20 protein-coding genes, 1 tRNA gene and 2 pseudogenes are annotated in these 25,140 nt (G+C 60.5%); 8 read left to right on the top strand and 15 right to left on the bottom strand.

Annotation, left to right across the window (positions count from 1 at the left end; translation table 11 throughout):
• Positions 1–5: 5 nt before the first annotated feature.
• Positions 6–2,789: a UPF0182 family membrane protein gene (locus JEY66_RS11300; RefSeq protein ID WP_026193240.1), complete on the bottom strand. Its 2,784-nt coding sequence runs from the start codon at positions 2,787–2,789 to the stop codon at positions 6–8.
• Positions 2,790–3,008: 219 nt separating this feature from the next.
• Positions 3,009–3,080 (bottom strand) — tRNA-Glu (locus tag JEY66_RS11295).
• 118 nt (positions 3,081–3,198) lie between these two features.
• Here JEY66_RS11295 and JEY66_RS11290 point away from each other — a divergent pair.
• Positions 3,199–4,575, top strand: coding sequence for a site-specific integrase (locus JEY66_RS11290; RefSeq protein WP_018273347.1), 1,377 nt, complete (start codon positions 3,199–3,201; stop codon positions 4,573–4,575).
• A gap of 274 nt (positions 4,576–4,849) precedes the next feature.
• Positions 4,850–6,196, top strand: coding sequence for an IS5 family transposase (locus JEY66_RS11285; protein ID WP_026191834.1), 1,347 nt, complete (start codon positions 4,850–4,852; stop codon positions 6,194–6,196).
• An 82-nt stretch (positions 6,197–6,278) separates the two neighbouring features.
• On the opposite strand, the gene JEY66_RS45410 is transcribed toward JEY66_RS11285, so the two are convergent.
• The 6 genes and pseudogenes from JEY66_RS45410 to JEY66_RS11265 all read right to left on the bottom strand — a co-directional run bounded on the left by JEY66_RS45410 (position 6,279) and on the right by JEY66_RS11265 (position 12,352).
• On the bottom strand, positions 6,279–6,518 hold the full coding sequence (locus tag JEY66_RS45410) for an excisionase family DNA-binding protein (protein ID WP_035632478.1): 240 nt from the start codon (positions 6,516–6,518) through the stop codon (positions 6,279–6,281).
• A gap of 678 nt (positions 6,519–7,196) precedes the next feature.
• A complete protein-coding gene (locus tag JEY66_RS45105; protein WP_256438780.1) occupies positions 7,197–7,331 on the bottom strand; it encodes a hypothetical protein in 135 nt (44 codons plus the stop codon).
• A 704-nt stretch (positions 7,332–8,035) separates the two neighbouring features.
• A pseudogene (locus JEY66_RS11280) lies at positions 8,036–8,715 on the bottom strand (response regulator transcription factor).
• Positions 8,712–11,375 (bottom strand): PAS domain S-box protein, encoded by a 2,664-nt coding sequence (locus JEY66_RS11275; protein ID WP_018273349.1) that lies wholly within the window; start codon positions 11,373–11,375, stop codon positions 8,712–8,714. The pseudogene JEY66_RS11280 and the gene JEY66_RS11275 overlap by 4 nt, the downstream one beginning before the upstream one ends.
• 119 nt (positions 11,376–11,494) lie before the next feature.
• Positions 11,495–11,941, bottom strand: a complete 447-nt coding sequence (locus JEY66_RS11270) for a hypothetical protein (RefSeq protein ID WP_016848243.1) — start codon at positions 11,939–11,941, stop codon at positions 11,495–11,497.
• A 30-nt stretch (positions 11,942–11,971) separates the two neighbouring features.
• Entirely contained in the window at positions 11,972–12,352 is a 381-nt protein-coding gene (locus JEY66_RS11265) for an antibiotic biosynthesis monooxygenase family protein (RefSeq protein ID WP_016848244.1), read from the bottom strand.
• Positions 12,353–12,437: 85 nt separating this feature from the next.
• Between JEY66_RS11265 and JEY66_RS11260 the strand changes: the two genes are divergently transcribed.
• The 5 genes and pseudogenes from JEY66_RS11260 (at position 12,438) to JEY66_RS11240 (ending at position 17,026) form a co-directional block, all read left to right on the top strand.
• Positions 12,438–12,911, top strand: coding sequence for a MarR family winged helix-turn-helix transcriptional regulator (locus JEY66_RS11260; protein ID WP_016848245.1), 474 nt, complete (start codon positions 12,438–12,440; stop codon positions 12,909–12,911).
• Between the two features lie 67 nt (positions 12,912–12,978).
• Positions 12,979–13,394, top strand: a pseudogene (locus JEY66_RS11255) (IS5 family transposase); the annotation flags it as partial.
• Between the two features lie 703 nt (positions 13,395–14,097).
• Positions 14,098–14,286, top strand: a complete 189-nt coding sequence (locus tag JEY66_RS11250) for a hypothetical protein (protein WP_016848248.1) — start codon at positions 14,098–14,100, stop codon at positions 14,284–14,286.
• A gap of 1,172 nt (positions 14,287–15,458) precedes the next feature.
• Entirely contained in the window at positions 15,459–15,746 is a 288-nt protein-coding gene (locus JEY66_RS11245) for a helix-turn-helix domain-containing protein (RefSeq protein ID WP_016848250.1), read from the top strand.
• The gene (locus tag JEY66_RS11240; RefSeq protein ID WP_016848251.1) at positions 15,743–17,026 is read left to right on the top strand and encodes a type II toxin-antitoxin system HipA family toxin; all 1,284 of its coding nucleotides are present in this window, start codon (positions 15,743–15,745) and stop codon (positions 17,024–17,026) included. Before JEY66_RS11245 ends, JEY66_RS11240 begins: the two co-directional genes overlap by 4 nt.
• A gap of 83 nt (positions 17,027–17,109) precedes the next feature.
• On the opposite strand, the gene JEY66_RS11235 is transcribed toward JEY66_RS11240, so the two are convergent.
• The 7 genes from JEY66_RS11235 to sfnG all read right to left on the bottom strand — a co-directional run bounded on the left by JEY66_RS11235 (position 17,110) and on the right by sfnG (position 24,514).
• A complete protein-coding gene (locus JEY66_RS11235; RefSeq protein ID WP_016848252.1) occupies positions 17,110–18,306 on the bottom strand; it encodes an acyl-CoA dehydrogenase family protein in 1,197 nt (398 codons plus the stop codon).
• A 25-nt stretch (positions 18,307–18,331) separates the two neighbouring features.
• On the bottom strand, positions 18,332–19,117 hold the full coding sequence (locus JEY66_RS11230) for an ABC transporter ATP-binding protein (RefSeq protein WP_016848253.1): 786 nt from the start codon (positions 19,115–19,117) through the stop codon (positions 18,332–18,334).
• 61 nt (positions 19,118–19,178) lie between these two features.
• A complete protein-coding gene (locus tag JEY66_RS11225; protein WP_035632474.1) occupies positions 19,179–20,507 on the bottom strand; it encodes an ABC transporter substrate-binding protein in 1,329 nt (442 codons plus the stop codon).
• 2 nt (positions 20,508–20,509) lie between these two features.
• Positions 20,510–21,580: a branched-chain amino acid ABC transporter permease gene (locus JEY66_RS11220; RefSeq protein WP_016848255.1), complete on the bottom strand. Its 1,071-nt coding sequence runs from the start codon at positions 21,578–21,580 to the stop codon at positions 20,510–20,512.
• 3 nt (positions 21,581–21,583) lie between these two features.
• Positions 21,584–22,474, bottom strand: coding sequence for a branched-chain amino acid ABC transporter permease (locus tag JEY66_RS11215; protein ID WP_018273351.1), 891 nt, complete (start codon positions 22,472–22,474; stop codon positions 21,584–21,586).
• Positions 22,474–23,391, bottom strand: a complete 918-nt coding sequence (locus JEY66_RS11210) for an ABC transporter ATP-binding protein (RefSeq protein WP_018273352.1) — start codon at positions 23,389–23,391, stop codon at positions 22,474–22,476. The genes JEY66_RS11215 and JEY66_RS11210 overlap by 1 nt, the downstream gene beginning before the upstream one ends.
• A 22-nt stretch (positions 23,392–23,413) precedes the next feature.
• Positions 23,414–24,514: a dimethylsulfone monooxygenase SfnG gene (sfnG, locus tag JEY66_RS11205; RefSeq protein ID WP_016840953.1), complete on the bottom strand. Its 1,101-nt coding sequence runs from the start codon at positions 24,512–24,514 to the stop codon at positions 23,414–23,416.
• Between the two features lie 32 nt (positions 24,515–24,546).
• Between sfnG and JEY66_RS11200 the strand changes: the two genes are divergently transcribed.
• Entirely contained in the window at positions 24,547–25,029 is a 483-nt protein-coding gene (locus JEY66_RS11200) for a hypothetical protein (RefSeq protein ID WP_125459244.1), read from the top strand.
• Positions 25,030–25,140: the final 111 nt, after the last annotated feature.

Here is a 25,140-nt window from a genome sequence, read left to right as displayed (position 1 = left end):
GCGCACTAATGGCCGACCGGACGTCGGTTCATTTCCTCCAGGAGCTCGCGCATTGCGTCGAACTGCGTGCCAAAGCCTTTCCAATCGCCGGAGCGCAATCGTTCAACGGCCTGATTGTAGCGATCGAGCGCCTCCCTTGCCTGACCTGTCGACGGGCCTGCGACAGGCGTTTCCCCATTTGTGCTCGAGACCGGCCGCGCCCCGCCAGGCTCGATGAACAACGCGGACAAGGCCTCGCCGAGCGTCTCCTTCATCACCACATGTTCACCATAGGCTGCGATCACGCGCTTTAGTTCCGGCAGGTGTCCGTGCTCCGCGCGCAAATAGAGCGGCGATACATACAGGATCGAGTTCTCGATCGGGATCACAAGCAAGTTCGCGCCGCGTATCACCCGCGAACCCATCTGATTCCATAGCGTGATTTGTTGCGATATCTCGGTACTCTGGTTGATCCGCGCCTCGATCTGGAACGGCCCGTAGACGAGCTTCTCCTTGGGAAATTCGTAGACGATCAGCTTGCCGTAGTCGGGCGCGTCACAGCGCGCGGCGAGCCACGCGATCATGTTGTCGCGGCGGCTGGGCACCATGGGAAGCATGAGGAAGAACTCGGCCTGCGGCTCTCCGGGCAGCCGCATGACGATGTAGTACGGCGCCATCGTTGCAATGCCGCCGCCGCCTGGCTGGCGCGGGAATTGCCACAGATCCTCGCGGTTATAGAAAACGTCCGCGGCCTCCATATGGTAGGTCTGATAGAGCCGCGCCTGGATCAGGAACAGGTCCTCCGGATATCGAATGTGCTTCTGCAAGTCCGCAGGCATCGCCTCGAACGGCTTGAACAAGCCCGGAAAGATACGCTGATAGGTCGCCGCGACCGGGTCGCCGGTGTCCATGAGGTAAAAATCGACGGTCCCATGATAGGCATCGATGATGATCTTCACTGAATTGCGAATGTAGTTGAGATCGAAATCTTGCGCTGGCTGGGAAGCGGGGAAATAGGAACTGACCGTGTAGCCGTCCTGCATCCAGAACATCCGCCCATTGCTGATGACCAGATAGGGATCGTGATCGAGCCTGAGGAACGGAGCGATCGTTTGGACCCTTTCCCCGATATTGCGGCGGATCATGATCCGACTGTCGGTGGTGATGTAGCTTGAGAGCAGCAGGTTCGGGTCATTGAAATAGTAGGCAAACAGGCCTCTCCACACCGCCGCTCCGATCGGAATGCCACCCGTGCCGTCATAAGCCGCGTAGACATTGTCTTTTCCCTTCGGATAGTCGAACTCAGGTGTGCTCCCCTTGACGATGACGTAGTTGTCGCTCTGTTCGCTGTAGTAGATGCGCGGCTCGTGGATCTTGGGGCCTCCATCCGCGACGGGAGGGATATCCCGCAAATAGAGCAGCGGCAGTCCTTCAGTGCTCTTGCGCGTGACCGGGCTCATCACCGCGCCATTGCCATGAGTAAACAGCACGTGGCGGTTGACCCATGTCTGGGCGTTCGGCGGCAGCAGGGAGGGCCGCAGCTCGCGTGCCGAGAGCATCACGCTTTGATAGGAGCCGTCGAGCCAGTAGCGATCGACGTCAAGATCATGGAATTTGTAGTAGGTGCGGATCTCCTGCAGCTGCGCGTAGGTGTCCGACAGGGGCAGCCAGTCCCACAGCCTGATATTATCGATTGTCGCCTTGTTGGCGTCGAGCGTCTTGGAGGTAAGCTTCTGTTCGGCGGCAAACGGCCTGGCTGCAATCTTGTCCAGATTGTAGGCCTGCCGGGTGAGCGCAATGTTGCGCTCGATGTAGGGCTTCTCCAGATCCAGCTCGCTTGGTTTGACGAAGAATTGCCGGACCAGAACGGGAGCCAAGCCGGACAGCACGGAGGTGCCGATGACGACGAGCAGGAACGCGGCGACAGGAAGCCGGTAGCTGCGAGTCCGCAAGTTCGCCCATGCGGCGAGAGCCGCGACCGTCGAAAGTCCGATCATCAGCCACAGGGCCGGCAGCCCCACATGGACATCGGTGTAACTTGCGCCGACGACCACGCCGTTGTCGCCGTAGAGCAGCAGATAGCGATCGAGACCATAGGACCAGGCCTTCACCGCGAAGAAGAGACCGAGCAGCGCCGAGCCGTGGCCAATCACGGTCGGCGACATTGAATGGTGGTGAGGGTCGTATTCGATATCGCCGTGAGCCCAGTAGATCGCTCCGGCGACAAGCGCACTCAGGGCGAGCGTGAGCATCATCCAGTTCTTGATCAGGATATAGGCGGGCAACGAGAACAGATAGAAGCCGATATCCTTGCCGTAGAGCGGATCGTCAGCGCCATATGGCACCTGATAGAGAAACCGCAGGAAGGTGTCCCAGTTGGCCGCTTCGGCCGCTGCGACGAGAAAGGCGAGCAGGACAGCCCCGCCCGCGATCATCGAGCGCCACGGCAAGCGATCGCGCCACTGTGCAAGCGGATCCGGCGGCGCGCTGCCCGCGGCCGGCCACACCGCAGCCGCCGCAAGCTGTGTCGACCGCTTGCCGGCGACACGCAGCGCGAGCCACCCGTTCACCCAAAGTACGAGAGCAGTTGCTGTCCAGATCGCGACAAAGACGGCGGCTTTGGCGCCGATCGTTATCCAGAACACCTGCAGATAGCCGACCGACGAAAACCATAGCCAGTCGACCAGGAAATCGCTCGCGAGCGCGAGCAGGATCAGGCAAATCGTCATGACGACAGCCGCAACGATCAGCCCGACCACGCCGCATAGCCGTGGTGCCTTGCGTTGGGGTCCGGCAATCCGGATTGTCATGCGCCTGATCATAGCGGAAATGACGGGCATCCGCCGCTTGATTCGGGCCGGGATTGCCCCCACGGCGAGGGACGCATGTGGGCGAAGCCCCGGCGCGCGCGGAACTACGCAAAGCGGAAAGCTCGGCTGATGCTGCCGACCCAATCAGTCAATCATCGCCCGAGATAGCGCTGCGGCTGCGCAGCCGTATCGTACAATGTGGTGCTATGGCGCCAGACTTGGCGCTCCCTAGGGGAATCGAACCCCTGTTTCAGCCTTGAGAGGGCTGGAAACAGTTTCCGCCGGAGTTCGCAGTCGTTCGTCATAATATAGCCTTTTCAATAGTTTAGATAGACATCGTTCTTCGTTGTTCGGCTTTGTACGCCGATGCTTATTCGACGGATATTCGACGACTCCGGGTTCGTATGCCATGACAAAGACGCTCACTGAGGCTCAGATCACGACTGCCAAGGCGCGCTCGAAACTGGAACTTGGCGTACATTGGCGCCGCCTCGATGCCGGGGCGCATCTTGGCTATCGCAAGGGCAAGCGGAGCGGCGTTTGGTTCGTGCGCTGGCGCAATCACCATGAAGGAGCCAACTACAAGCAGGCGCCGGTCGGCATCGCCAACGACGTCAACGACAAACTTGCCGAAGGCACGCTGACTTTCGAGCAGGCGGTGACACAAGCGCGGGAACACGTCACCCGGTCCAGAACAGAAGCGGCGGCCCAAGCCGCCGGACCGGCACCCACCGTGCGGACGGCTGTAGAGACATACATCAGGGAACGTAATGCCCGTGATAGCCGACGGGCCGGTCGCGAGGTTCGATCCGATGCTGGTCACCGCTTACGGCGTTACGTTCTTGGTCAAGAGCAGCGTGGTAGCCAGGAAGCCGTTGAGGCCGCCTCTCTCGCCGCAGTCCATCTACACGCGCTACAGGAAGATGATCTTTTGACGTGGCGCGAGGGCCTTCCTGTAGAATTAAAGGCGACGACAAAACAGCGGCTCATAAACGACCTGAAGGCCGGGCTGAATGCAGCATGGCCTCGCCTGTCGGCGGAACAAAAGAAGCTGAACCCGACATTCCCTTCGATTGTGAAAGACGGGTTTAAAGCTGAGCGCATCGATGATGATGATGAGGCATCAGTCGCCCGAGATAACCAGGTCCTTACGGATGCGCAAATCGGCACCCTACTTCGAGCCGCGCGCGAGATCGACGATGAGCAGGGATTTGAAGGCGACCTACATCGCATTGTCGTGTGCCTTGCAGCCACGGGTGCGCGATTTGCGCAGGCGAGGCGGATGCGCGTCAGTGATGCACAACGGGAAGAGCAGCGCTTGATGGTACCAGGTTCCTACAAGGGACGTGGTGGCAACGGTGGCTCCGTTCCAGTTCCGGTGGGCGAAGATGTCATCGAACTCCTGTCGCCAGTCATTTTAGATCGCCCAAAAGAGGCGCCGTTGTTCGAGCGATGGAGCTACGAGCAGGAGGCCGGCAGCATCGTTTGGAGAAAGTCAGAACGCGGTCCTTGGAAGACGGCAGAACTTACTCGTCCGTGGCACGCCATCCGCGATCGCGCAGCGCTACCAGGGGCCATTCCCTATGCGTTGCGACATTCCAGCATCGTTCGCGGCTTACGAAACCGGCTCCCTATTCAACACGTTGCTAAGCTGCACAACACTTCCGTGAAAATGATCGAGCGACATTACGCGAAATATATCTCAACGGCGTTGGAAGATCTCGCGCGGGCGGCAGTTGTCCCCCTAGTACCGCGGCACGCCGAAAATTCGGTTGGGCGTGGATGATCAATGAGACGCGCTCGCCGGCGAACGCTCACTCTTAGTGGCTTCCACCACACGCCTGATAGTATCAGGCTTCAAGACTCGCGGCTTTTCGGACTGAGCCAGTGTAGTCGTCCGTGAAGATCGGCTAAGCGATTGAGGCAGAATCGCATTTGCTGGTGTGGACTGTTTTTGGATTGCAAGGTTTTGATGTTTCGAGCCTCGGAACCTTGCAATTTCATTTTCAGGATTCAGTCGAATCGCCAGTCATGATTCCGTGGTCGCGTCGGAGGTGACGATGCGACCGAAGAAGCAAAGGACGACGGGATCTGGCGATCTGTTCCGGGCCAGGCTGGACCAGATCATCAACATGAAGCACGAGCTGGTTCAGCTCGCCGGCAAGGTCGATTGGGACTGGATCGACGGCGAGATCGCGCCGCTCTACAGCGAGAACGGTCGGCCGGGGATCGCGACCCGCTTCGTGATCGGGCTGCTGCTGCTCAAGCAGATTTACGGCCTGTCCGATGAGGGGGTGTGCGAGCGCTGGGTCCACGACCCGTATTTCCAGTACTTCACCGGCGAAGAGTTCTTTCAGCACGCGTTTCCGCACGAGCGCTCGGACCTGAGCCACTGGCGCAAGCGGCTCGGCGACAAGCTGGAGCTGTTGCTGGCCGAGAGCCTGCGGGTGGCGCACGAGGCCGGCGCGTTACGCAGCCAGGACCTCAAGCGGGTCACGGTCGATACCACCGTGCAGCCGAAGGCCATCGCCTTCCCGACCGATGCCAAGCTGCTGCACGCGGCGATCAGGGGGCTCAACCGCCTGGCGAGGAAGCACGGGGTCAGGCTGCGGCAGTCCTATCTTCGCATTGCCAAGACCGCGGCCATGATGGCGGGACGCTACGCCCATGCCAAGCAATTCAAGCGGCATCAGCGGCAGTTGCGTATCCTGCGCAGCCGGCTGGGCCGGATCATCCGCGATATCCGCCGCAAGATCGAAGGTCAGGCCGTGCTCGAGAACGCGTTCGCCCTCCCGCTCGGCCGGGCCTCGCAGATCCGCTCGCAGCAGCAGCGCCAGCGCGGCTGGAAGCTCTATTCCTTCCACGCCCCGGAGGTGGAGTGCATCGGCAAGGGCAAAGCAGCCGCGCCTTACGAGTTCGGTGTCAAAGCCTCCATCGTCACCAACAACCGCCGTGCTCCCGGTGGCCTGTTCGTGCTGCACGCCAGGGCGCTGCCCGATAACCCCTACGACGGTCATACCTTGCGCGACGTCATCGACCGCACCGAGACACTCACCGGCTGCGCGATCGAGCGGGCCTATGCCGACAAGGGATATCGCGGCCACGACGCACAGAACCCGCGCCGTGTCTTCATCTCCGGCCAGAAGCGCGGGGTCTTCGGTATCATCAGGCGCGAGCTGCGCCGCCGCTCCGCCATCGAACCCATCATCGGACACCTGAAGACCGATGGTCACCTCGGCCGCTGCTACCTCAAAGGCCGCGCCGGAGACGCCGCCAACGTCATCCTCTCAGCCGTCGGCCACAACTTCCGCCGCATCCTCGCCTGGCTGAGGGGTCTTTGGCGCCTCTTCCTGGCCACCCTCATCGCAGCCATCAGCGACCGTTCACCGCTGCAATCGGCTTCTTAACGGACGACAGTGTAGGAGCCAATTCGCGATCGATACGGTAGCCGTGCCATAGTATCAGCTTCCGCACCTGCTCGCGTGGCCGTCATGAGGAGCTGCGAACCTGTCCAGTGTCGGCTGGTATCGTATCGACACCCACCAGAGCCAACAGAGATTGCACAATGACCAGACGACGGCGACCGACCGTCGTCGTGGTAACTCGACCATCCCCGATTAGTTCATAGATCTTGGTCCGCCCAAGACCTGTCGCTTCACAGGCCTCCGCGACGGTGCAGGTCAACCGCTGCGCAAACGGGAGGCGACGCAGATGGCTAGGCGCCGGCATATCTGCGACCGCACTACGTTCAACTTGGACACTGCTTTCGAAGTCCTGACCACGCCGTATCAAGATTACGTCTCCTCCATAATAGAACGAGCTAACCTGAGGCGCGCCGCATTCCACGTCAACGGAAGCAAAGGAGCAGAAGGGAGGGCATTAGCGAACGTCAGGAAGTGTCAGAAAAGACTCGGCTACGAAAGGCAACGTAGACTTTTTTCGTAACTAACATTGCAGGAATCAGTGGCGGCGACGGGTCGCATCGCCCAGTTCTTGCTTGCTCGACACGGCGTCCTTTTGCGCGACGGCGCGCAGGTGAGCGCGGGCAAAGGTACCATCGTCACTCCGCGGCTTGCGTAGGGCCGCATCGGCGAACGTGGCAGACTTTTTGGCGTGATCGCGGGGCCGATACGCTCGATATGCGCGAGAGCGCGACCGGCGTCGCCGCTCGCCCTATCCCGTACCGCCTTTAGCTCGGCGATTCAATCCTTGAGCGACAGATCACTCACGCCATTCTCGATCCCGTCATAGAGGCGCTTCAACTTCGCTTCGGCCTCGGTCGCCCGCCGCTCCATTTCAGCGACGTGCTGACGGAGCCGCTCAAACCTACTTTCCCGATAGCTGGCGGCCCCTAGGCCTCGTCTCGGTGAACGTGTCCGACCGCCGATATCGGATCGGCGGTCGATTTCAGGAGCGAGGAATCAACGCCGAGGGCGCGAAGTGCTCGCGCGGCCACGCCATGCGACATTCCAGCGACGATTCCGGCGACATGAGCACCAGCAACGGACCATGGTTTTTCCGGATTGCGGCCAGCTCTTGCATGATCTCCCGACCAGAGGGGGCGGCATCATAGATACCGGGACTTGCCGGCATCGGCATATCGCGCGGGGCATCCGCTTTCAGACCGATTGAACGAAGGGCTTCGCCGTACTGCCGTTCGATCGCGCCCTTCAGGGCATCGGGCTCCCCCCGCCCAGGTGCCGTCCGGAAGATCGAGTGAGGCCAGCAAGAAGTGTTCGGCCCCAGGCTCCCGCTGCTGATCCTGCAAGGCGTAAGTTTCCGCCCTCTCGCAAAGAAACTTAATGGTGCCCATGTCGTTGAGCTTCGATCCGATGCCTTTGAACATGACAATCCTCTTATATAGAGCTGTTGCGTGTCGCCACGTCTGAAAGTCGTTTGTCGGCGGCCTGTTTGGTGATCCCTAAAGCTTGGGCGATCGTCGACCACGACAAACCTTGGCGTAGGGCCGAGCGGACGGCTTGGCGTTCGATCCTGTCCGCCAGTCGGCGCAAAGCTACGACACCGGCGAGCGCTTCCTCAGGGTCGGTCGGGAGAGAGGGAGGGAGATGTCGCGGCGATGTAGCCACGCGATTTCAAAAGATTCTCTGCCGCCGCACGGACTGGGGCGTGGTTGTCAACAACGGAAATCACAGGCATGGGTAAGACGAGCCTCCTGAAGGAGGAATAGCGGCTGCAAGCATTAGCCGCCTTCGGCGAAAATGGGCTCGACTGATGAAATTGTAAAATCATACTTCGGTTTGTTCAGGACGATTGGCGCGAATTCCCAACGTCCCAGTCATTCTGATCAAGTCGGCCAGCGACCGTGCACGCATCTTCCTCATTACGTGTCCCCGGTAGATCTTGACCGTAATCTCGGCGAGCCCAAGCTCGGCGGCTGCCTTGTTCATCATGCCGGTAGCGACCAGTTTCATCACCCCCTGCTCGCGCGGGGCTTGAGCTCTCAAATCGAGACTGGAGGTTCGCGACGATCTGCTGAGCCTCTCGTCTTTTGCGATCGCGTTCGGTCGCTGCAACCACGGCATCAAGCAGTTCCTGATCGCGAAACGGTTTGCTGAGAAAATCGACCGCTCCTTCCTTCATGGCCCTGACGGTCATGGGAATGTCGCCATGGCCGGTAATGAAATGATCGTAATATGTATGTTCAACCTCGCTAGCTCGGTCTGGTAGTCAAGGCCGCTCAAGCTCGGAAGCCGGACATCGAGAACTAGACAGCTAATAACGTCCGGAATTGTGCTCTGCAGCATTTCGCGCACCGATCCGAATGCAAGACGCCTAACCCTACCGATTGAAAAAGGTTCGTAAGCGAGCGACGCATGGAGATGTCATCCTCGATGATGAAGACAACCGCCTTTGTCGAGGACTCGGCATTGCTGACTTCACCCGGCGAGTCAAATCGTCCTGTCACGAGACGGCCTCCTTATGCAGCGGTAGGGCAAACTGGAAGGTCGCGCCCGGTCCATTTTTGTGGACCATTGACAGCCGTCCGCCATGAGCTTCCACGATCGACCGGCAGATCGAAAGACCCATTCCAAGGCCACTCGATTTAGTGGTGAAGAAAGGATCCAAGACGCGGTCCGCGTCGATCTCGGCGATGCCGACGCCGCAATCGGTCACTGCAAGCTGGATGTGCCCCAGATCGTCCTTTGATGATTGAATCAGCAGTTCGCGCGTCCGGTCGGTAACTGCGTCCATGGCTTCGATTCCGTTCATCACTAGGTTGATGATCACCTGTTGTAGCTGAATCCGGTCGCCGAGGATCGTAGGCAACCCTGCCGTCAACTCGGTGCGTAACGTCACTCGGTGGCTCACCAGCTCTCGTGTTACCAGCGCAATGACCTCCTTAACGAGCTCATTGATGTTGAGCGGCACCATCTCAATGTCGCCTTTCTTCGCGAGCGCGCGAATACGACGGATCACCTCGCTTGCCCGGATTGCGTCTTCGATGATCCATTCCACCGAAGAGCGCGCAGCGGAAAGATTAGGAGCTTCCCGCCCCATCCAACCGAGGCACGCATCGGCGTTGCTGATAATAGCGGCGAGTGGCTGGTTTACTTCATGGGCGATGGAAGTTGTTAGCTCTCCTAAGGTCGTTACACGCGTTACATGCGCAAGCTCCGCTTGTGCCTTTCGTAGTTCTTGTTCGGCTTGATCGGCGCGAATGGTCGCGGTGATGTCAGTGCTGACGCCCCGATAGCCGAGAAAGTTCCCCTTTCCATCGAAAAAAGGCTTGCCACTCGTGCGGACGTAGATCGGAGAACCTGTCCGATTCACGGTGCGGTAGACGAGATCCCGAAACGGAAGATGGGCCTCCAATGTCGCCCGATGCTGCCGCCGCTTCTCGGGCTCCTCTTCGACGTCGCACGCAAGGTCACAGCGAAGCAGGCCGATCAATCCTGTCGCCAAAAGTCCCGCAGCGCTGGTGTGCTCGGATAAGCGAGTGACCTGAAGATCCGGCCCAGTTTCCCAGAGCCAATCGGAAGCTGTTTCGGCGTAGTCGCGAAAGCGCTGTTCGCTTTCGCGCAGCGCGGCAAGTGTGTTTTCCAGGCGTTCCCTAGCTGCGTGTTGCCCGGTGACATCCATATGTGTTCCGATCAGCTCGCTGACTTTACCATCGCTGCCGACCACCACGTGCGCAACGGAGTGTATGCGTCGTATCCCGCCATCTGGTAGAAGGATACGAAAATCATATTCGAACCGCCCCTCCTTGTGCTCAATCGCCTGGCGCTGCACCTCCTCCAGCCGTGGCAAGTCGTCCGGATGGATGCGCGATCGGATGGTCTCGATCGATACCGGCTCTTGTGGGCGAAAGCCAAACAGACGATCGACCTCGGCGGAGCGATACACGAAATCTAGACCGTAGACGTCCCAGGACCAGCTGCCCGTGTGACTGAGATGCTGAGCTTCGGCTAGATAAGCCTCGTTGCGGCGCAGCTGTTGTTCTGCTCGCCTAGCCGCCGTAATATCCGTAGCTGCCCCAACAAACTCGATCTCACCAGAGGCTGTTCTCGTCGCTCGCGCCTGCGCATGGATGTGCTTTACCGAGCCGTCCGGTAGCAGAAGCCGGTATTCGTGCTCGAAATCGCTCGGGTCTCGCATCGCGCGATCAATAATTTCTTGAACCGAAGCCCTATCATCTGGATGAGTGCGCTCAACGACGAGCTGCGGCCCCAGCGGCACTGTCTGGCGATCTAATTGGAAAATCCGAAATGTCTCCTGTGACCAGAAGGCTTCGCCCGTAGTGGGGTTCCAGCTGAAGCTGCCTGTGTGACTCAACTCCTGCGCCTGGGCCAAATGTGCTTCGCTCCGCTGCAGGGCAAGTTCGGTCCGCCTTCGCTCCGTGATATCTTCGCAGGCGATAAGGACAATGGGCTGCTTATCCGCCCAGAGCATAGCTTTGGCGCTTTCACGTACCCACAAGACCGAGCCGTCCTTCCTGACCTTCTGGACGTCCCAAGTGCGCGTTTGTCCGACGTCCTTCAGGCACGTCCGAACGCACGCGCGATCCTCCTCGAGAAATACCTCCAGCACGGACTGACCGATCAGTTCAGCACGAGCATAGCCGAGTTGTGTCGCGCCGAATGTATTGACGTCGAGGACAGTGCCGGCTTCATCGACCATGAAGTACATGGCTGGATTGTGCTCGAAGATGGCGCGCCACCGCTTTTCGCGATCCTCCAAATCGGCCGCACTCCGCTGAAGCTTGGCCGCAATCACACGCGCAGCCTCTCTTTCCTGACGGAGCGTACCGATCAAGTGCGCTCCCACAATCGAGGCAATAAAGAATGCAACAACCACGGGCAGATCTCGGGGGGCATCGATTCGCAGGCTGAACGCCGGCGGCGCAAAGTAATAAGCGAGAGCAGCAATGGCTACGATGCAAAGCGCGGACGACGCGACGAAGCTGCCCATCAGCGAAAACAGCAAGACCACTAACAAATAGGCGAACGCCGTCGCGGCGAAATGCGCCTGAAGGTACAAGCAGGCTAGTGTTACCACGGCGAGCGTTATGCTGCCGGAGGTAAACTGAAGGGCTGAACGTTCTAAACTGCTGATTTGGCTACGCATTGTGATACGTCCGGCCTATTCTCCGGCGGGAGAGCTATAAGATTTTAGGGCGCGTACTCATAAAGCCGGGACAATACCGGGCGTCAGGTCGGTTGTCCGCGCAGTTCCGGTTCAGGTGATTAAGCGGGTTTGCGGCGCAACCATCCCTTCATTTTGAGACCGTCCCGCCCGTTGAGAGCAAGAAGTGTAATGTTTGTTGCGCCCGCGATGAGCTCGATCGCCTGCACAGCATAGAACATGGCATCGAATTCTGCCGCCTGAGCCTTCGACGCAAGGAAGAGCGCAGACGGAATAAGAATCAGGATGCCGTTTCCTGCAATGAATGGCATGCGCTTGAATTTGGCCCCGATCGGTCCGGCCCGGCGCCCCATTGCCAAGATGACACCTGTACCGCCGGTGGCAGCGAGCGCCGGAATCAGCAACAAGAAGCCCCACGGTATGGTGCTCTTAACCGCGGCAACTGTGGCATGGGACGCGAACAGCTCGCTGAGTACCGTCGATAGCCAAAATGTGCCGATCGTTGCGATAGCCAAGGCACCAGCGATAGGATGGATCAACTTGATCATGAGTATCTTCCCTTCCTAAAAACAGCAGGGCTAGGCAACGCAGATGCCGCGCACGGCAACTTTCTGGAACAGATGAGGGGAAGCTATCGCGGAGGCCGGATAGCTGGCTATTTTTGCTAGAAAGTCAGGATGGGTGAAGGCCGCGCGGAAGTGTGCGGTGGATTCCCAGACGGCGTAGTTCAGATAGGTCGAGCTGTCGCCGAGAGCTCTGTGCAGCTGAGTGGAAATGAAGCCCGGCTGTCGCTTCATGAACGCTGCGTCGTCCTGCCAGGTTTTGAGAAAAGCCGCCTCATCGGCTTTGTCGAGAGTGAATGGGTTCACCAGGACGACCGAATTTGCCTCAATAGCGATCTGGCGGTCGATCGGGAAGGAAGGGTCGAGTGCGCGTAGCAGCGACATGAGTGGCTCCATTGCTATTTAGCATGCGATACCTAATTGGTATTATGCCTACATGACAGATTGACATTATAATGTCAATATAAAACAATGGTGACAAATGAAAAGAGCCAAGCGAACCCCCGAGGGTGACGCCCTGACCGACCTTGTTCTCGATCTCTTCAGGCTCGACAGCCTACTTCTGACGGCCGGCGACCGTCTGGTCGCGCCGCTTGGCCTAACAAGCGCACGCTGGCAGGTGCTTGGCGCCATTGTGTCCGCCGAACGTCCCCAACCGGTCGCTTGGCTCGCACGCGACCTCGGCGGCAATCGTCAAAACGTGCAGCGGATTATCAATGATCTACACAGGGAGGGCCTCGTATCTTTTGAGGTCAACCCGCATCACCGACGGGCGCAGCTCGTCGTGCTCACTGCGAATGGACAGCGCGCCTTCGAAGCCGCAATGGAATTGCAGGCTCCCTGGATCAACGATCTTTCAGAAGGGCTGTCGGTCAAGGATATAAGGATTGTCCATCGCGTGATCACGGCCTTGCGAGATAAGCTTGAGGGCGGCCGTGAGGACAAGTTGGCCTGACATGGCAAAAGCATTGTGCTCGGCCCGGCGCCCGTGATTCAACTTCCCAAACTGGGGCTTCGAATCATTGCGCCATGACCTAAGGGACTACGAATGGGCACTTATCAAGTCTATGCTACCAAACAAGACGCGTGGAGTTCCTCGGGTAAACGACTGACGCGTCCTCATCTTCTGCGTCGTGCGATCTGGGGCACCTTGGCGCGATTTGCCGGATCATTTTGGTCCTTACACTACCTGCTATAACCGCTTTGTTCGCTGGCGTGGGCCGGTCTCTGGAGCCGAATCATAGATACACTCGCCGCTGCTCACGATGCGGCGGTCCAGATGATCGACACTTCTATTGTCCCCGTTCATCAGCACGGAGCGTGCATCGCCAAGAACCAGAGGCAATCGATAGGACGGTTACGGCAGACCAGCAAGATTCGTGCGCTTGTAGATGGCAATGGCCTCCCCGTACGGCTGCCACTGACGCCTGCCGTCGTATTCGGTGGCCGGCATGACGCCGTATCCGCCCCTGCCGGTGCGGAAGATAACGACGCAGACCATGAGGGTGGGCGAGGTTCTATGCATTGGCGAAGGCAAGGCTTTGAGACATCTATCCGGCTCCTGTTCTTAGGCGGGGACCATCCCCGCCCGACAGGCACCAGTCGCGTGGTTGTCAGGGCTGCATGGCTCTCGGCTGGAACGTCGTTGCCGTCACAGTGCGGTGGCTGATCGGCTAGAATGGATTGTAAGTCGATGTGCGGTTGGGAGGTCGACACGGCGGAGTTCAAAGGGCCGCCGACCGTTCACCGATCGCACCACCATGCTGGACATTGGCCTGTAGGAGCGGTGGATAGGAAGTTACTGCAAAATCTATTTCGATCGGACCGAGGTCTATGGCGCAAAGTCCGTCGTTCCCGATCATTTCTGCGCTCTTCTAGGAAAGCGACCGAGCCATCAGGCCGTCGGTCGATGAAGAGGCGGAAAGTTCCAACGTCGTCTACAAGGCGCCCAGAGCGGTCTTGTCGCGTTTGGATCTCTTGGGCTGCCACGGCCAGTACGGCGCGTGAACGGCTGGAGGCTTAGCTCGCAGCGACGCGCGAGACTGGGACGAATACTGCGCCGATGGCGATTGGGCAGAGGAGACGGCCGCGGCACTGCGCTCATTCTTTGTCGAGGATTGGTATCGGCGCGGGCACCCGAAGTGCTGGCGACCCTCTACACGCGCGAGGAGGCGACGGACGAGATCGATCGCCGGATGCGTGATCGCGACGGCGAAGGCCGGCTTTGGTTCGACGGCTATGGATCCTTGATGAGCCTTCGGGCTTTGTTGGATGCCTGCGCTGACGTGCGGCACGTCATCACGGCGCTGATCGGCGGCGGTTGGATCTAGTCGGGCGCCAGCATTTGCGCTGACAAGAGAGCTTCCGCTCCCCTTGATCCCCGTCGGCTGGCAACAACGGTCATTCTTGCCGAGGGCAGCACGGACATTCGGATATTACAACGCTCGCTCACGGCGCTATTTCCAAGCGAAAAGATTACTTCTCGTTCTTTATCCATGCCAAACTGAGCGTGGATGGCGGCGCTGCCTATCTTGTGAAATTCCTAAAGGCATTTGCGGCAGCGCGGGCACCGTTGGCCTCGTAGCCGTATTCGAGAACGACACCACTGCACGTTAGACGTATCGGCAGGCCACCGCCTTGGGACTGCCAGACAACATGATCGTGGTGCTCCCGGACACGGAGCGGAAGAGATACGCTCTTCCTGCACGAGGCCTTCGCCTAGAGAATCGCCCCAATGCCGATTTTTTAAGATCACGTCGCGCGCCTTCTATTGCGCGGCGCATACTCAATTGGCAGCTTGGGCCAATGGCGATTTCCTGGTAGCAGCAGAATTCGTCGGCTCTGGTCTCGACAGCCTTTAGTCGGGAGTCTTTCAATCACTCGGGATCGATCCCGACCACAGCGGCTGCTGACGTTGGTTCTGTAGGAGACGCTGCGGCGATCGAGCACGTTGCTGTAGTCGGAGTAGGCGCGCGCCAATGAGCGAACGGAATGTCGCCGTCTGATCGTCCGGTGCGCTTTGGAGGACGGCGTAGAGCTCCTACGAGGCTTTGATTACATACCGATGTACTTGCGGTGCATCTTTGTCGTGCCCCACCAAATATGGATATCTGGCATCTTCGACGAGGTCGGAACGGTTTAACTTGCCTGCTTTGGCGTGAGACTTTTTCGTAGCCATCGGCTGCGCCCTCGGGACCTCTAACCTTCGGCCGAAAATCCTTTCGGACCCAGATCTTTCATATATGGCGACAGGCATCGCTATCTCCTCGACAGGCCAATTCTCGCTCGTCCCAGGCTATCAAGGAGCCGTTAAAAAGATTTTTCCGGAGCTCGATTCATAAGGATAATTAATTGATCTGATTATATTTTTCTAGTCTAGGCACAAACCTGCGCGTGTTACCGAACGATGACATTTTCAAAAGTCGACGTTCGCTGACATTTTCAGTTGTCGCCGAACGGTGACATATGGTAATGTAAGCGAACGTCAACATTCTGAATTGCCATGCTCATACGCACGTCGGCCGATCTCGGGGCCATCATTCGAGGCACACGCAAACGCCTCAAGCTCGACCAGTCGAGCCTCGCCAAGCGCATTGGCGTCAGCCGTCAGTGGGTTATTGAGGTTGAGCGCGGCCACGCGCGCGCTGAACTCGGCCTAGTGCTCCGCGCTCTTGACGCACTCGGCATCCGTCTAGACGCAGGCAGCGAACAACCCCATGGCCGCGGTTTAGAAAAGCCAGTCGTTGATATCAACGCAATCGTGTCAAAAGCCAAAAAGAGCAGGCCATGACCAACGAACTCATCGCGCTTCTGGACGGCAGGGAAGTCGGCCGCGTGCACAACGACGCTCGTGGCCGTCTCACCTTTGTCTATGACAGCGATTGGCGGCAAACGAGGGACGCATACCCCATTTCGCTCTCCATGCCACTCGCGGCCGAGGAACACGGCCCCGCCGCTGTTCAGGCCTTTCTATGGGGACTGCTCCCGGACAATGAGCGCGTTCTCGATCGTTGGGCGAAGAAGTTTCAGGTCTCGGCCCGCAATGTGTTTGCCCTGATTTCTCATGTCGGCGAAGACTGCGCCGGCGCCATTCAATTCGTCACGCCCGATCGTTTGGAGAAATTGCAAAGCGGTACGGACGACAAGGTTGAGTGGCTTGACGAAGCAGCCGTCGCAAAACGTCTGCAAGCATTGAGAGAAGATCATGCCGCGTGGCGGCTGCCGCGTGATACGGGGCAATTCAGCCTCGCCGGTGCACAGCCGAAAACCGCACTGCTTCTGCAAAGAGGACAATGGGGTATACCGTCCGGACGCATTCCGACAACGCATATCCTGAAGCCGCCGACCGGCTATTTCGACGGCCATGCCGAGAACGAACATATCTGCCTCAATCTCGCGCGTAATCTCGGCTTGCCTGTCGCCGAAACAAAGGTCATGCGGTTTGAGAATGAGGTCGCCATTGTCGTCGAACGCTACGATCGGCAGTTCAGTGGCAATCACGTCATTCGCGTCCATCAAGAGGACGTGTGCCAGGCACGCGGCATCATGCCAACCAGGAAATATCAAAGCGAAGGCGGCCCGTCCGCCACGGATATTATCGAACTCTTACGTACCCATTCCACCGAGAGCGTTGATGATATCGATACGTTCATCGATGCTCTCGGCTTCAATTGGCTCATCGGGGGGACCGATGCGCACGCCAAGAACTACTCATTACTGCTAGCCAACGGCCCAACGGTGCGGCTTGCGCCACTCTACGATATCGCCAGCATCCTTCCCTACGACGATGTTGATCTGCAAAAGATGAAGCTCGCGATGAAGATTGGTGGGGAATACAAGCTTGGTCAAATAGGTGCGCGTGAATGGCGGAAATTCGCCCGCGAAATCCGTTTCGATGCGGAAAAAGTCATTGCGGGACTGAACTCCTTGGCCGATCTGCTTCCGGACAGCGTAAGCGGCGTGTGCGCTACCGCGCAAGCGGAAGGGCTAGATAACGCCGTTATCCAGCGCCTTGCCGCAAAGCTGATCGAGCGAACCAAAGACTGCCAACGCCTTCTGAAAGGCCTCTAAGCTTGCACAACTCACGGTTCGCGGTCGACTAGCGACGGTAGGGAACGGTATTTCCGAGCCTGTGGAGTGCAGGCCGCGAGGCTTTACTCTCCGCCCTCGTAGAACAGTTCCAACGGCAAGCCGACCAGCGCCTTGCCGATCCAGTCGCGTGCGATCACATTGGATGGGCCCATCGCGATCGCGGCGCGCGCGTCTCGATAGGAGCGCTCGATCGGACCGCGATGGTAGCCATAGCCCCCGGTCACGGTCAGCGCGGTGGCCGCGACCTTGTTGGCGACCTCGGCGGCGTGCACCTTGAATTCGGTCAGCGGAATCAGGATCTCGCTCTGCGGCCTGCCGGCGCGCCACAGCACGTCGAGTCGCGCTGCGAGCTCGTTGCGCCACGGCCGCAAGGTCTCGACCAGCACCTTGGCGGCGCCGAGCTCCTGCCGGATCGCCTGGTAATCCGATAGGCTCTTATTCCGATCCTTGTGCACGAAGCTCGTGGTGTGCGCCACCGCCGCGTTCAGCGCTCCGCGCGCCACGCCTTCCCAGACCGCGCCGAGCCCGATCAGATAAACCGGCGACACGCCGTCATAGATGATCTCCTTGCCCTGCCCCTCGGTGCCGAGCCGGTCGCGCTGTGGCACCCGCACATTGCTGTAGCGGATCGGACCTGAATGATTGGCCCGCACGCCGAGCGCATCCCAAGGCCGTGATTCGATCCCTTGGGCCTTGCCGTCGACGATGAAGAACACGATATCGGCCTGGTCCTTTGCGCCGGGCGTGCGCGTCTGTACCACATAGTAGTCGGCCTGACCCGAGCTGGTCGTGAACGACTTCTCGGCATTGACGAGATAATCCTCGCCGTCGCGCGAGGCTTCCGAGAGATTGTACCACCAGTGCCCGCCGGTGGCGCGCTCGCTGGTCGAATAGGTGCCGAGCAGACCACCATTGTTGGATTTGAGCCAGCGCTCCTTCTGGTCGGCGCTGCCGAACAGATTGATAGTTTGGGCCGCGCCGACATGCATCACATAGACGAGGCCGGTCGAGGCATCGGCTTGCCCGATGCGATACGCGGCTTCGGCGAAGTCGACGTGAGCGAGACCGAGCCCGCCATGCTGCACCTCGTTCAGCACGCCGGTCCATCCGGCCTCCGACAGCGCGCGCAGATTCTCGCGCGGAAACCGGCTCTCCTTGTCGTTGCGATCGGCGTTCACCTTCACGGTGGCGTCGATCGCGGCGTCGAGTCTTGCATAGACGTCGTCGTCGATCTTTCGGGCGAGATTTTCTTGGGCCATGGTCGTTCTCCTGTCCGGGTTGATGTCAAGCGACAGCCTGGGTCGGCTGCCGGCTCGGATCGACTTGTGACGATCCGCCGAGATAGAGCGTCTTGATGTCGCCGCGCCGCCGCAGCTCGGCGGCGGCACCCGCGAGCACGCTGCGGCCGTTCTCGAGCACGACAGCGTGGTCGGCGAAGCGTAGCGCCACCGTCGAGTTCTGCTCCGCGACCAGGATCGACAGACCCTGCTCGGCATTGAGCTGTTTGAGCGCGCGAAGAATCCCCTCCACGACGAGCGGCGCCAGCCCCATCGACGGCTCATCGAGCACCAGCAGCCGCGGCCGCGACATCAGGGCGCGGCCGATCGCTGTCATCTGCTGCTCGCCGCCGGAGGTCAGCCCGGCCAGCGAACGGCGCCGCTCCTTCAGCCGCGGAAACAGCGTGTAGACGCGGTCGAGATCATCTGCGGTCTCGGCGCGGGTCGCATCGCGCCCGATCGCGCCGGTGAAGAGGTTCTCCTCGACCGTCAGCGACGCAAAACAGTGCCGCCCTTCGAGCACCGGCACGATGCCGGCCCGCACTAGCGCGGCGGCCGATATGCCGGCAAGATCGTGGCCCTCGAACAGGATGCAGCCCGCAGTGATCTGGCCGCGACGGGCGGGCAGCAGCGCCGACACTGCCTGCAAGGTGGTCGATTTGCCGGCGCCGTTGGCGCCGAGCACGGCGACAATTTCGCCCGGCCGCACCACGAGCGACACGTCGCTGACGGCGCCGATGGCGTGATTGTAGGTCGCGGCCAGGCCGTCGACTGAGAGCAGGACTTCACTCATGGTTCGATCCGTCGAGTTACCGGCTGCGGGAGGCACAAGGCTCCCGCAGCGGCGCGATCGATTACTGGCTGACCGGATCGTCGCCGGAGGTGCGGGGCGTGATGCCATGCTCCTGGGCATAGGCGGCCGCGGACTTCTCGATGATCGGCCGCAGGGACGCCCAGTCCGGCGCGATCCAGTCCGACACCACCTTCCACTTCGCGCCATCCCACTGCTGGAAGGTGACGCGGCCGTCGCCCTCGTGATTGTCCCAAGTGACGTTGATCGAATGGAACAGCCCCTTGGCGCCGAGCGCCTCGACCCGCGCCGGATTCAGTTGCAGATGCTCAAAGCCCCAGCGCACCTCGTCGCCGGTCAGCGTGCGCTCGCCGAACTTGGCCTGCGCGATCCTGATCGCCTCGACGTTGAGGATGCCGTTCACGATGCCGAGGTTGTGGTAGACGCTGCCGATCCGCTTCTTGTCGTCGAGATTGCCCTTCCCTGCGCCATAGACGGTCTTGATCACCTCTTGCAGCACCGGATATTCGGCACCGGAGGCTTGCGTGGTGATCGCGATATAGCCTTTGGCTGCGTCGCCCGCTGGGATCACGTCTTCCTCGGAATTGGACCAGACATTACCGATGATGTGGTCGGCCGGGAAGCCGACCTTCTGCGCGGTCTTCAGCGCCACCGGATTCATCACGCCCCAGCCGCGCAGCACCACATAGTCGGGCTTGGCGCGCCGGATCGAGAGCCACTGCGACTGCTGCTCGTTGCCGGGATGCGGCACCTCGATCTGCTCGACGCTGAAATGATACTTGTCCGCGAGGAGCTTGTAGATCGGGATCGTCTCCTTGCCGTAGGGCGAGCCGTGATAGAGCACGACGATTTTCTTGTCCTTGAGCCTGTCGACGCCGCCTTCGCGGCTCGCGATGTAGTTCACGATACCCGAGGTCTCGCTGTAAGGATTGAGCAGCAGCGGGAAGACGTAGGGAAAGACGCGACCGTCGGTCGAATCGGTCCGGCCATGGTTGACGGTGATCAGCGGCACCTTGTCCTTGGTGATGCGGTCGATCATGGCGTAGGCGATGCCGACCGACAGCGGATTCCAGGCAGCGACGCCGAGCCGGTTCTTCAACCGCTCATAGACTTCGACGCCGCGCTCGACCTCGTACTGGGTCTCGCCCTCGTCCCAGGTCAGTTTTACGCCGTTGACGCCGCCGTCGCGGATATTGATTAGGTTCAGATAGTCGATGAAGCCGCCGAAGAAGCCGGTGCCGCCGGCGGCATAGGGGCCAACCCGATAGCTTTGCAGCGGAAAGAACTGCTCGTCGGCGTGGACCGCCGGTGCTCCAGCAAATGCAAGGACGCCCACTACCCCCAGCGCGAATTTCAAGTGTCGAAACCTCATCGTCAGCTCCTTGATGTGTCAGTTGCAGGAAACGTCTTGCGGAGGCCGGTCCACGCGGCCGACGCCGCGCGAAACCGGTCCCACAGCGCGATCAATCCGCGCGGCTCCGCGATCAAAAAGGCGATGATCAGCGCACCGATCACGATGCGCTGGCTCATCTCCAGCACGCCGGAGTCGAACACGCCACCGAGCAGAGCCGCGCCGAGCCGCGACAGGATCAGCGGAAACACCACGATGAAGGCCGCGCCGAGGAACGCGCCGCGCAGCGATGCCAATCCACCGATGATGATGATGAAGAGGATCTGGAACGAGCGATCGAGATTGAAGCCGGCCGGCTCGACTGTGCGCAGGTAGGCAAAGGCCCACAGCACCCCAGCGACCCCGATCAGGAACGAGGATACGCCGAACGCCAGCAGCTTGGTCCGTAGCAGCGGCACACCGATCACCTTTGCCGCGATCTCGTGATCGCGGACCGCGATGAAGTTGCGGCCGGTCTGCGATTGCAGCAGCAGCAAGGTCAGGATCGTCGCCACCGTCACGACGGCCAGCGAGAACAGGTAGCGGCCCGCCGCGCTGGTGAAGGAATAGCCGGCGATGGTCAGCGCTGGCGCATCGATCACGCCGGACGGATTGTCGTTGGAGAACCAGCCGAACTTGGTCAGCGCCCATTGTACGAAGAACTGCGCCGCGAGCGTCGAGACCGCGAGATAGAACCCGCGCAGCCGCAGGCTCGGCAGCCCGAACACGATGCCGATCGCGGCCGCGACGAGGCCGGCCAGCACCAGGTCGAGCAGCAGCGGCAACTCGGGCAAACGGAGATGCAGATTGTAGGCGGCATAGGCGCCGACCGCGAGGAACGCGGCCGAGCCGAGCGACACCTGCCCGGCATAGCCGGTGAGGACGTTGAGCCCGACCGCGGCGAGCGCCAGCGCGAGGAACGGCGTCAGAACCGCGTCCATCAAATAATCCGAACCGGCGAGCGGGATCACGCCGAACGTAATCACTGCGCCGATGCCGATCAGGATGCGGTCGATGACGGGGAGGGTCTGGCGCGGGTTCGAGGTTGCGTCCATGTGCTAGACCCTCTCGACCAGCTTCTGCCCGAACAGTCCCGAGGGCCGCACCAATAGGAATACCAGCGCGACGACATAGCCCGCCCAAGCCTCGATGCCGCCGCCGACCAACGGGCCGACATAGACCTCGGCGAGCTTCTCGATCGCGCCGATTAGGAGGCCCCCGACGATGGCGCCGGCGATCGAATCGAAGCCGCCGAGCACGAGCACCGGCAGCGCCTTGAGCACCACCAGCGACAGCGAGAACTGCACGCCGAGCCGCGCGCCCCACAGCAATCCGGCGACCAGCGCAACGATGCCGGCGACCGTCCACACGATGGCCCACACCCGCGGCAGGCGAAGGCCGACCGCAAGTGCTGCAAACGGATCGTCGGCGACGGCGCGGAACGACAGCCCTGTCCGCGTGGTGCGGAAGAACAGCGCGAACAGCGCAACCAGGCTGCCCGCCACCGCCGCCGCGAACAGATCGAACCGGCTGATGAAGACGCCGACGATATCGAGCGGCACGTCGCTGATGCCGATGTCGAGGCCGTGGACTTGGGTGCCCCACAACAGCTGCGCCGCGCCTTCGATCACATAGGACAGCCCCAGCGTCGCCATGAACAAGGTGATCGGCGGCTGGTTGACCAGCGGCCGCAACACCGTGCGCTCGACCGCGACACCGAGCGCGACCATGATCGCGAGTGTCGCCAGCAGCGCAAGCGGAAGCGCGACGCCGCGCTCGACCAGACTGACGAAGGTCAGCGCCGCGAACAGCAGCATCGCGCCCTGCGCGAAGTTGAGCACCCCCGAAGTCTTGTAAATCACCACGAAGCCGATCGCGACCAGCGAATACATCACGCCCGACAGCAGGCCGCCCACCAGCACTTCGATGAGGAATTGATAGTCAAACATCAAAGTGCGAGCTCCGTTTCGTCCGCATGCGCGACGCCGAGATAGGCATCGACCACCGCCTGGTCGGACCGCACCTGGTCCGGCGTGCCGTCGGCGATTTTGCGGCCATAGTCGAGCACCGCGACGCGATCGGACAGCCCCATCACCACACCGATGTCATGCTCGATTAGGACGATGGTGGCGCCATAGCTGTCGCGGGCGTTGCGGACATGCGCGGCCAATTCGTGCTTCTCGCCGAGCGTGACGCCCGCAAAGGGCTCGTCGAGCAGCAAAAGCGACGGCCGCGCCACCGGCGCACGCGCCAACTCGACGCACTTCTGCAAACCATAGGGCAAGGTTCCGGCGGCGCGGTCGCACACCTCGCGAAGGTGCAGGAAGCCGATGACGTCTTCTGCGGCGGCGCGGTTCTCCGCTTCGATCCGCCGTGCCAGAGGCGAGCCGGCGATCTGGCGCAGAAAGCCGGCGCGGACCCGGTGCGCCACTCCCATCAGGACGTTGTCGCGCACCGAGAGGCCCTTGAACACAGCGAGATTCTGGAACGTCCGCGCCACACCATGCTGCGCCAGCCGCGCCGTAGGTACATGGCCGAAGGAATGCTCGCCGAGCCAGACCCGGCCCCGGTCCGGCCGGTAGAGCCCGCTGATGACATTGAGCAGCGAGCTCTTGCCGGCACCGTTGGGGCCGATCACCGCGCGGATCTCGCCTTGTGCGACCTCGAGATCGATGTCGCGCAGTGCGGCGACGCCGCCGAACGAGAGCGAGATGTCAGCAAGCGCGAGCACCGGCTGGATCTCGCCACTGCCTCGTTTCACGAGCGCACGGTCCGCGACGTCCGCGCGCGCGGACAAGGGCGCAGAGAGAGCCGGCTCGACAAGGGCGCCATCCAATGGAAGCACACCCGCGCTTGCTGCGATCATGGTCACGCCAATGTTTCCCGAATCACTCGGCGGCCTGGACGTGCCGCGCCGCGTCCGCTTCCAGTGCACGCACCAGCGGAATGACGCGGCGGCCGAAATACTCGACCTCTTCCTGGAAATGGAGGAAGCCGAGCAGCACCAGGTCGACCCCGATCTTCTTGAGCGCGATGATGCGCTCGGCGATCTGCTCGGGCGTGCCTATCAGGTTGGTCTTGAAGCCGTCATTATACTGGACGAGATCCTCGAAGCTCGATTTGGCCCAATTGCCCTGACCTTCCGGTGAGGCTTTGCCGGCGTTCTTAACCTCGTGACCGAAGGCGTTGACGGCCTCCGGATCGGCCTTGGCGATGATCTCGTTGAGGACGCTGCGCGCCTCAACCTCGCTGTCGCGCGCGATCGCGAACGCATTGACGCCGATCCTGACCGAATGGTTGTTGGCCCTTGCCTTGGCCCTGATGTCATCGACCTGCTTCTTGATCTCATCGACCGAATTGCCGTTAGTGAAGTACCAGTCCGACACCCGCGCGGCCATGTCGCGCGCCGCGCGTGAGCTGCCGCCCTGGAAGATCTCGGGCAGCGGCTGGGCCGGCTTCGGCTTCAGCGTGTAGTCGCTGAAGCGATAGAAATCGCCGCGGAAGGTGAAGCTGTCCTGGGTCCAGATCCCGCGCAGCGACCGGATGAACTCTTCCGAGCGCCGGTAGCGTTCGTCGTGATCGAGCCAAGGTTCGCCGATCGCGGTGAACTCGCCACGGAACCATCCAGAGACGATATTAACCGCAACGCGGCCCTCGGTGAGCTGGCTGATGGTGGCAATCTGCTTGGCGGCAACCGCCGGATTCCAAGGCCCGGGCAGCAGCGCCGCGATCACCTTCAGCTTCGTGGTCGCCGCGAGCAGCGCGTGGCTGAAGGCGACCGGCTCGTGCTGGAACTCGGCGCCATAGCCGGCCGTGAAGCGGATCTGGCTCAGGGCATAGTCGAACCCCGCCTGTTCCGCGATCTGCGCCAGTCGGCGATTGTAATCGATATCCCAGCCGGTTCGCTGCTCGAGCTTGCTGATCACGAGGCCGCCGGAAACGTTCGGCACCCAATAGGCGAATTTGATCTGATCATGGTTCGCGGTCATAGGAATGTCCTTCTGAAGTTTGGATTTGCAGTGTGACGCAAGCAGCACGATGCATTCACGCTGCGGCTGGTCAGCGGGTTACGACACAGCTCGTTCAAGCCGTCACTGAGATCGGGATGATGGGAAACTTTGCGCGATCAGCCCTGATCCGCGCCGGCGCGCAATCGGTGCGTCAACAACACGGTGCGCGATACGACATCAGCTGCGCAACGCAGGTTCGAGATCGGTCAAAGAGGCCCCTGAAAGTCATCCGCGTTCCCCTCGCAAGCATCATCGGCGAGCAACCAATACTGTCAGAGAAAGTTGGGACCAGCGAGTCCAAGCCAAACTCTTTTTCAGCGCGTCCGGGAAAGCGGTATTCTTTTGTTGACGCGAAACGCGACGATTGTTGCCATGCGGGCGAAAACTCGGCTGCGAATACTCACCTGCTGAAGTTAATGGCAAGCGGTTTTGATAGCAAAATCGAGAGCCGTCCAACAAGTGTATCGCTGGACCTCCATTGCATCAGCAGTTGAATTTCCTGCCGTCGGAATAACACAAGCGCGAAGACTGTGGTTATCCATTTGCCAAATCCAAGCAGTTCCTTGCGATGCGGTGTCGCTGGCATAGTTTATCCAATAGGAGGT

It is taken from the genome of Bradyrhizobium elkanii USDA 76, assembly GCF_023278185.1.
GTDB lineage: Bacteria > Pseudomonadota > Alphaproteobacteria > Rhizobiales > Xanthobacteraceae > Bradyrhizobium > Bradyrhizobium elkanii.
This window is presented reverse-complemented; position numbering and strand designations above follow the sequence as displayed.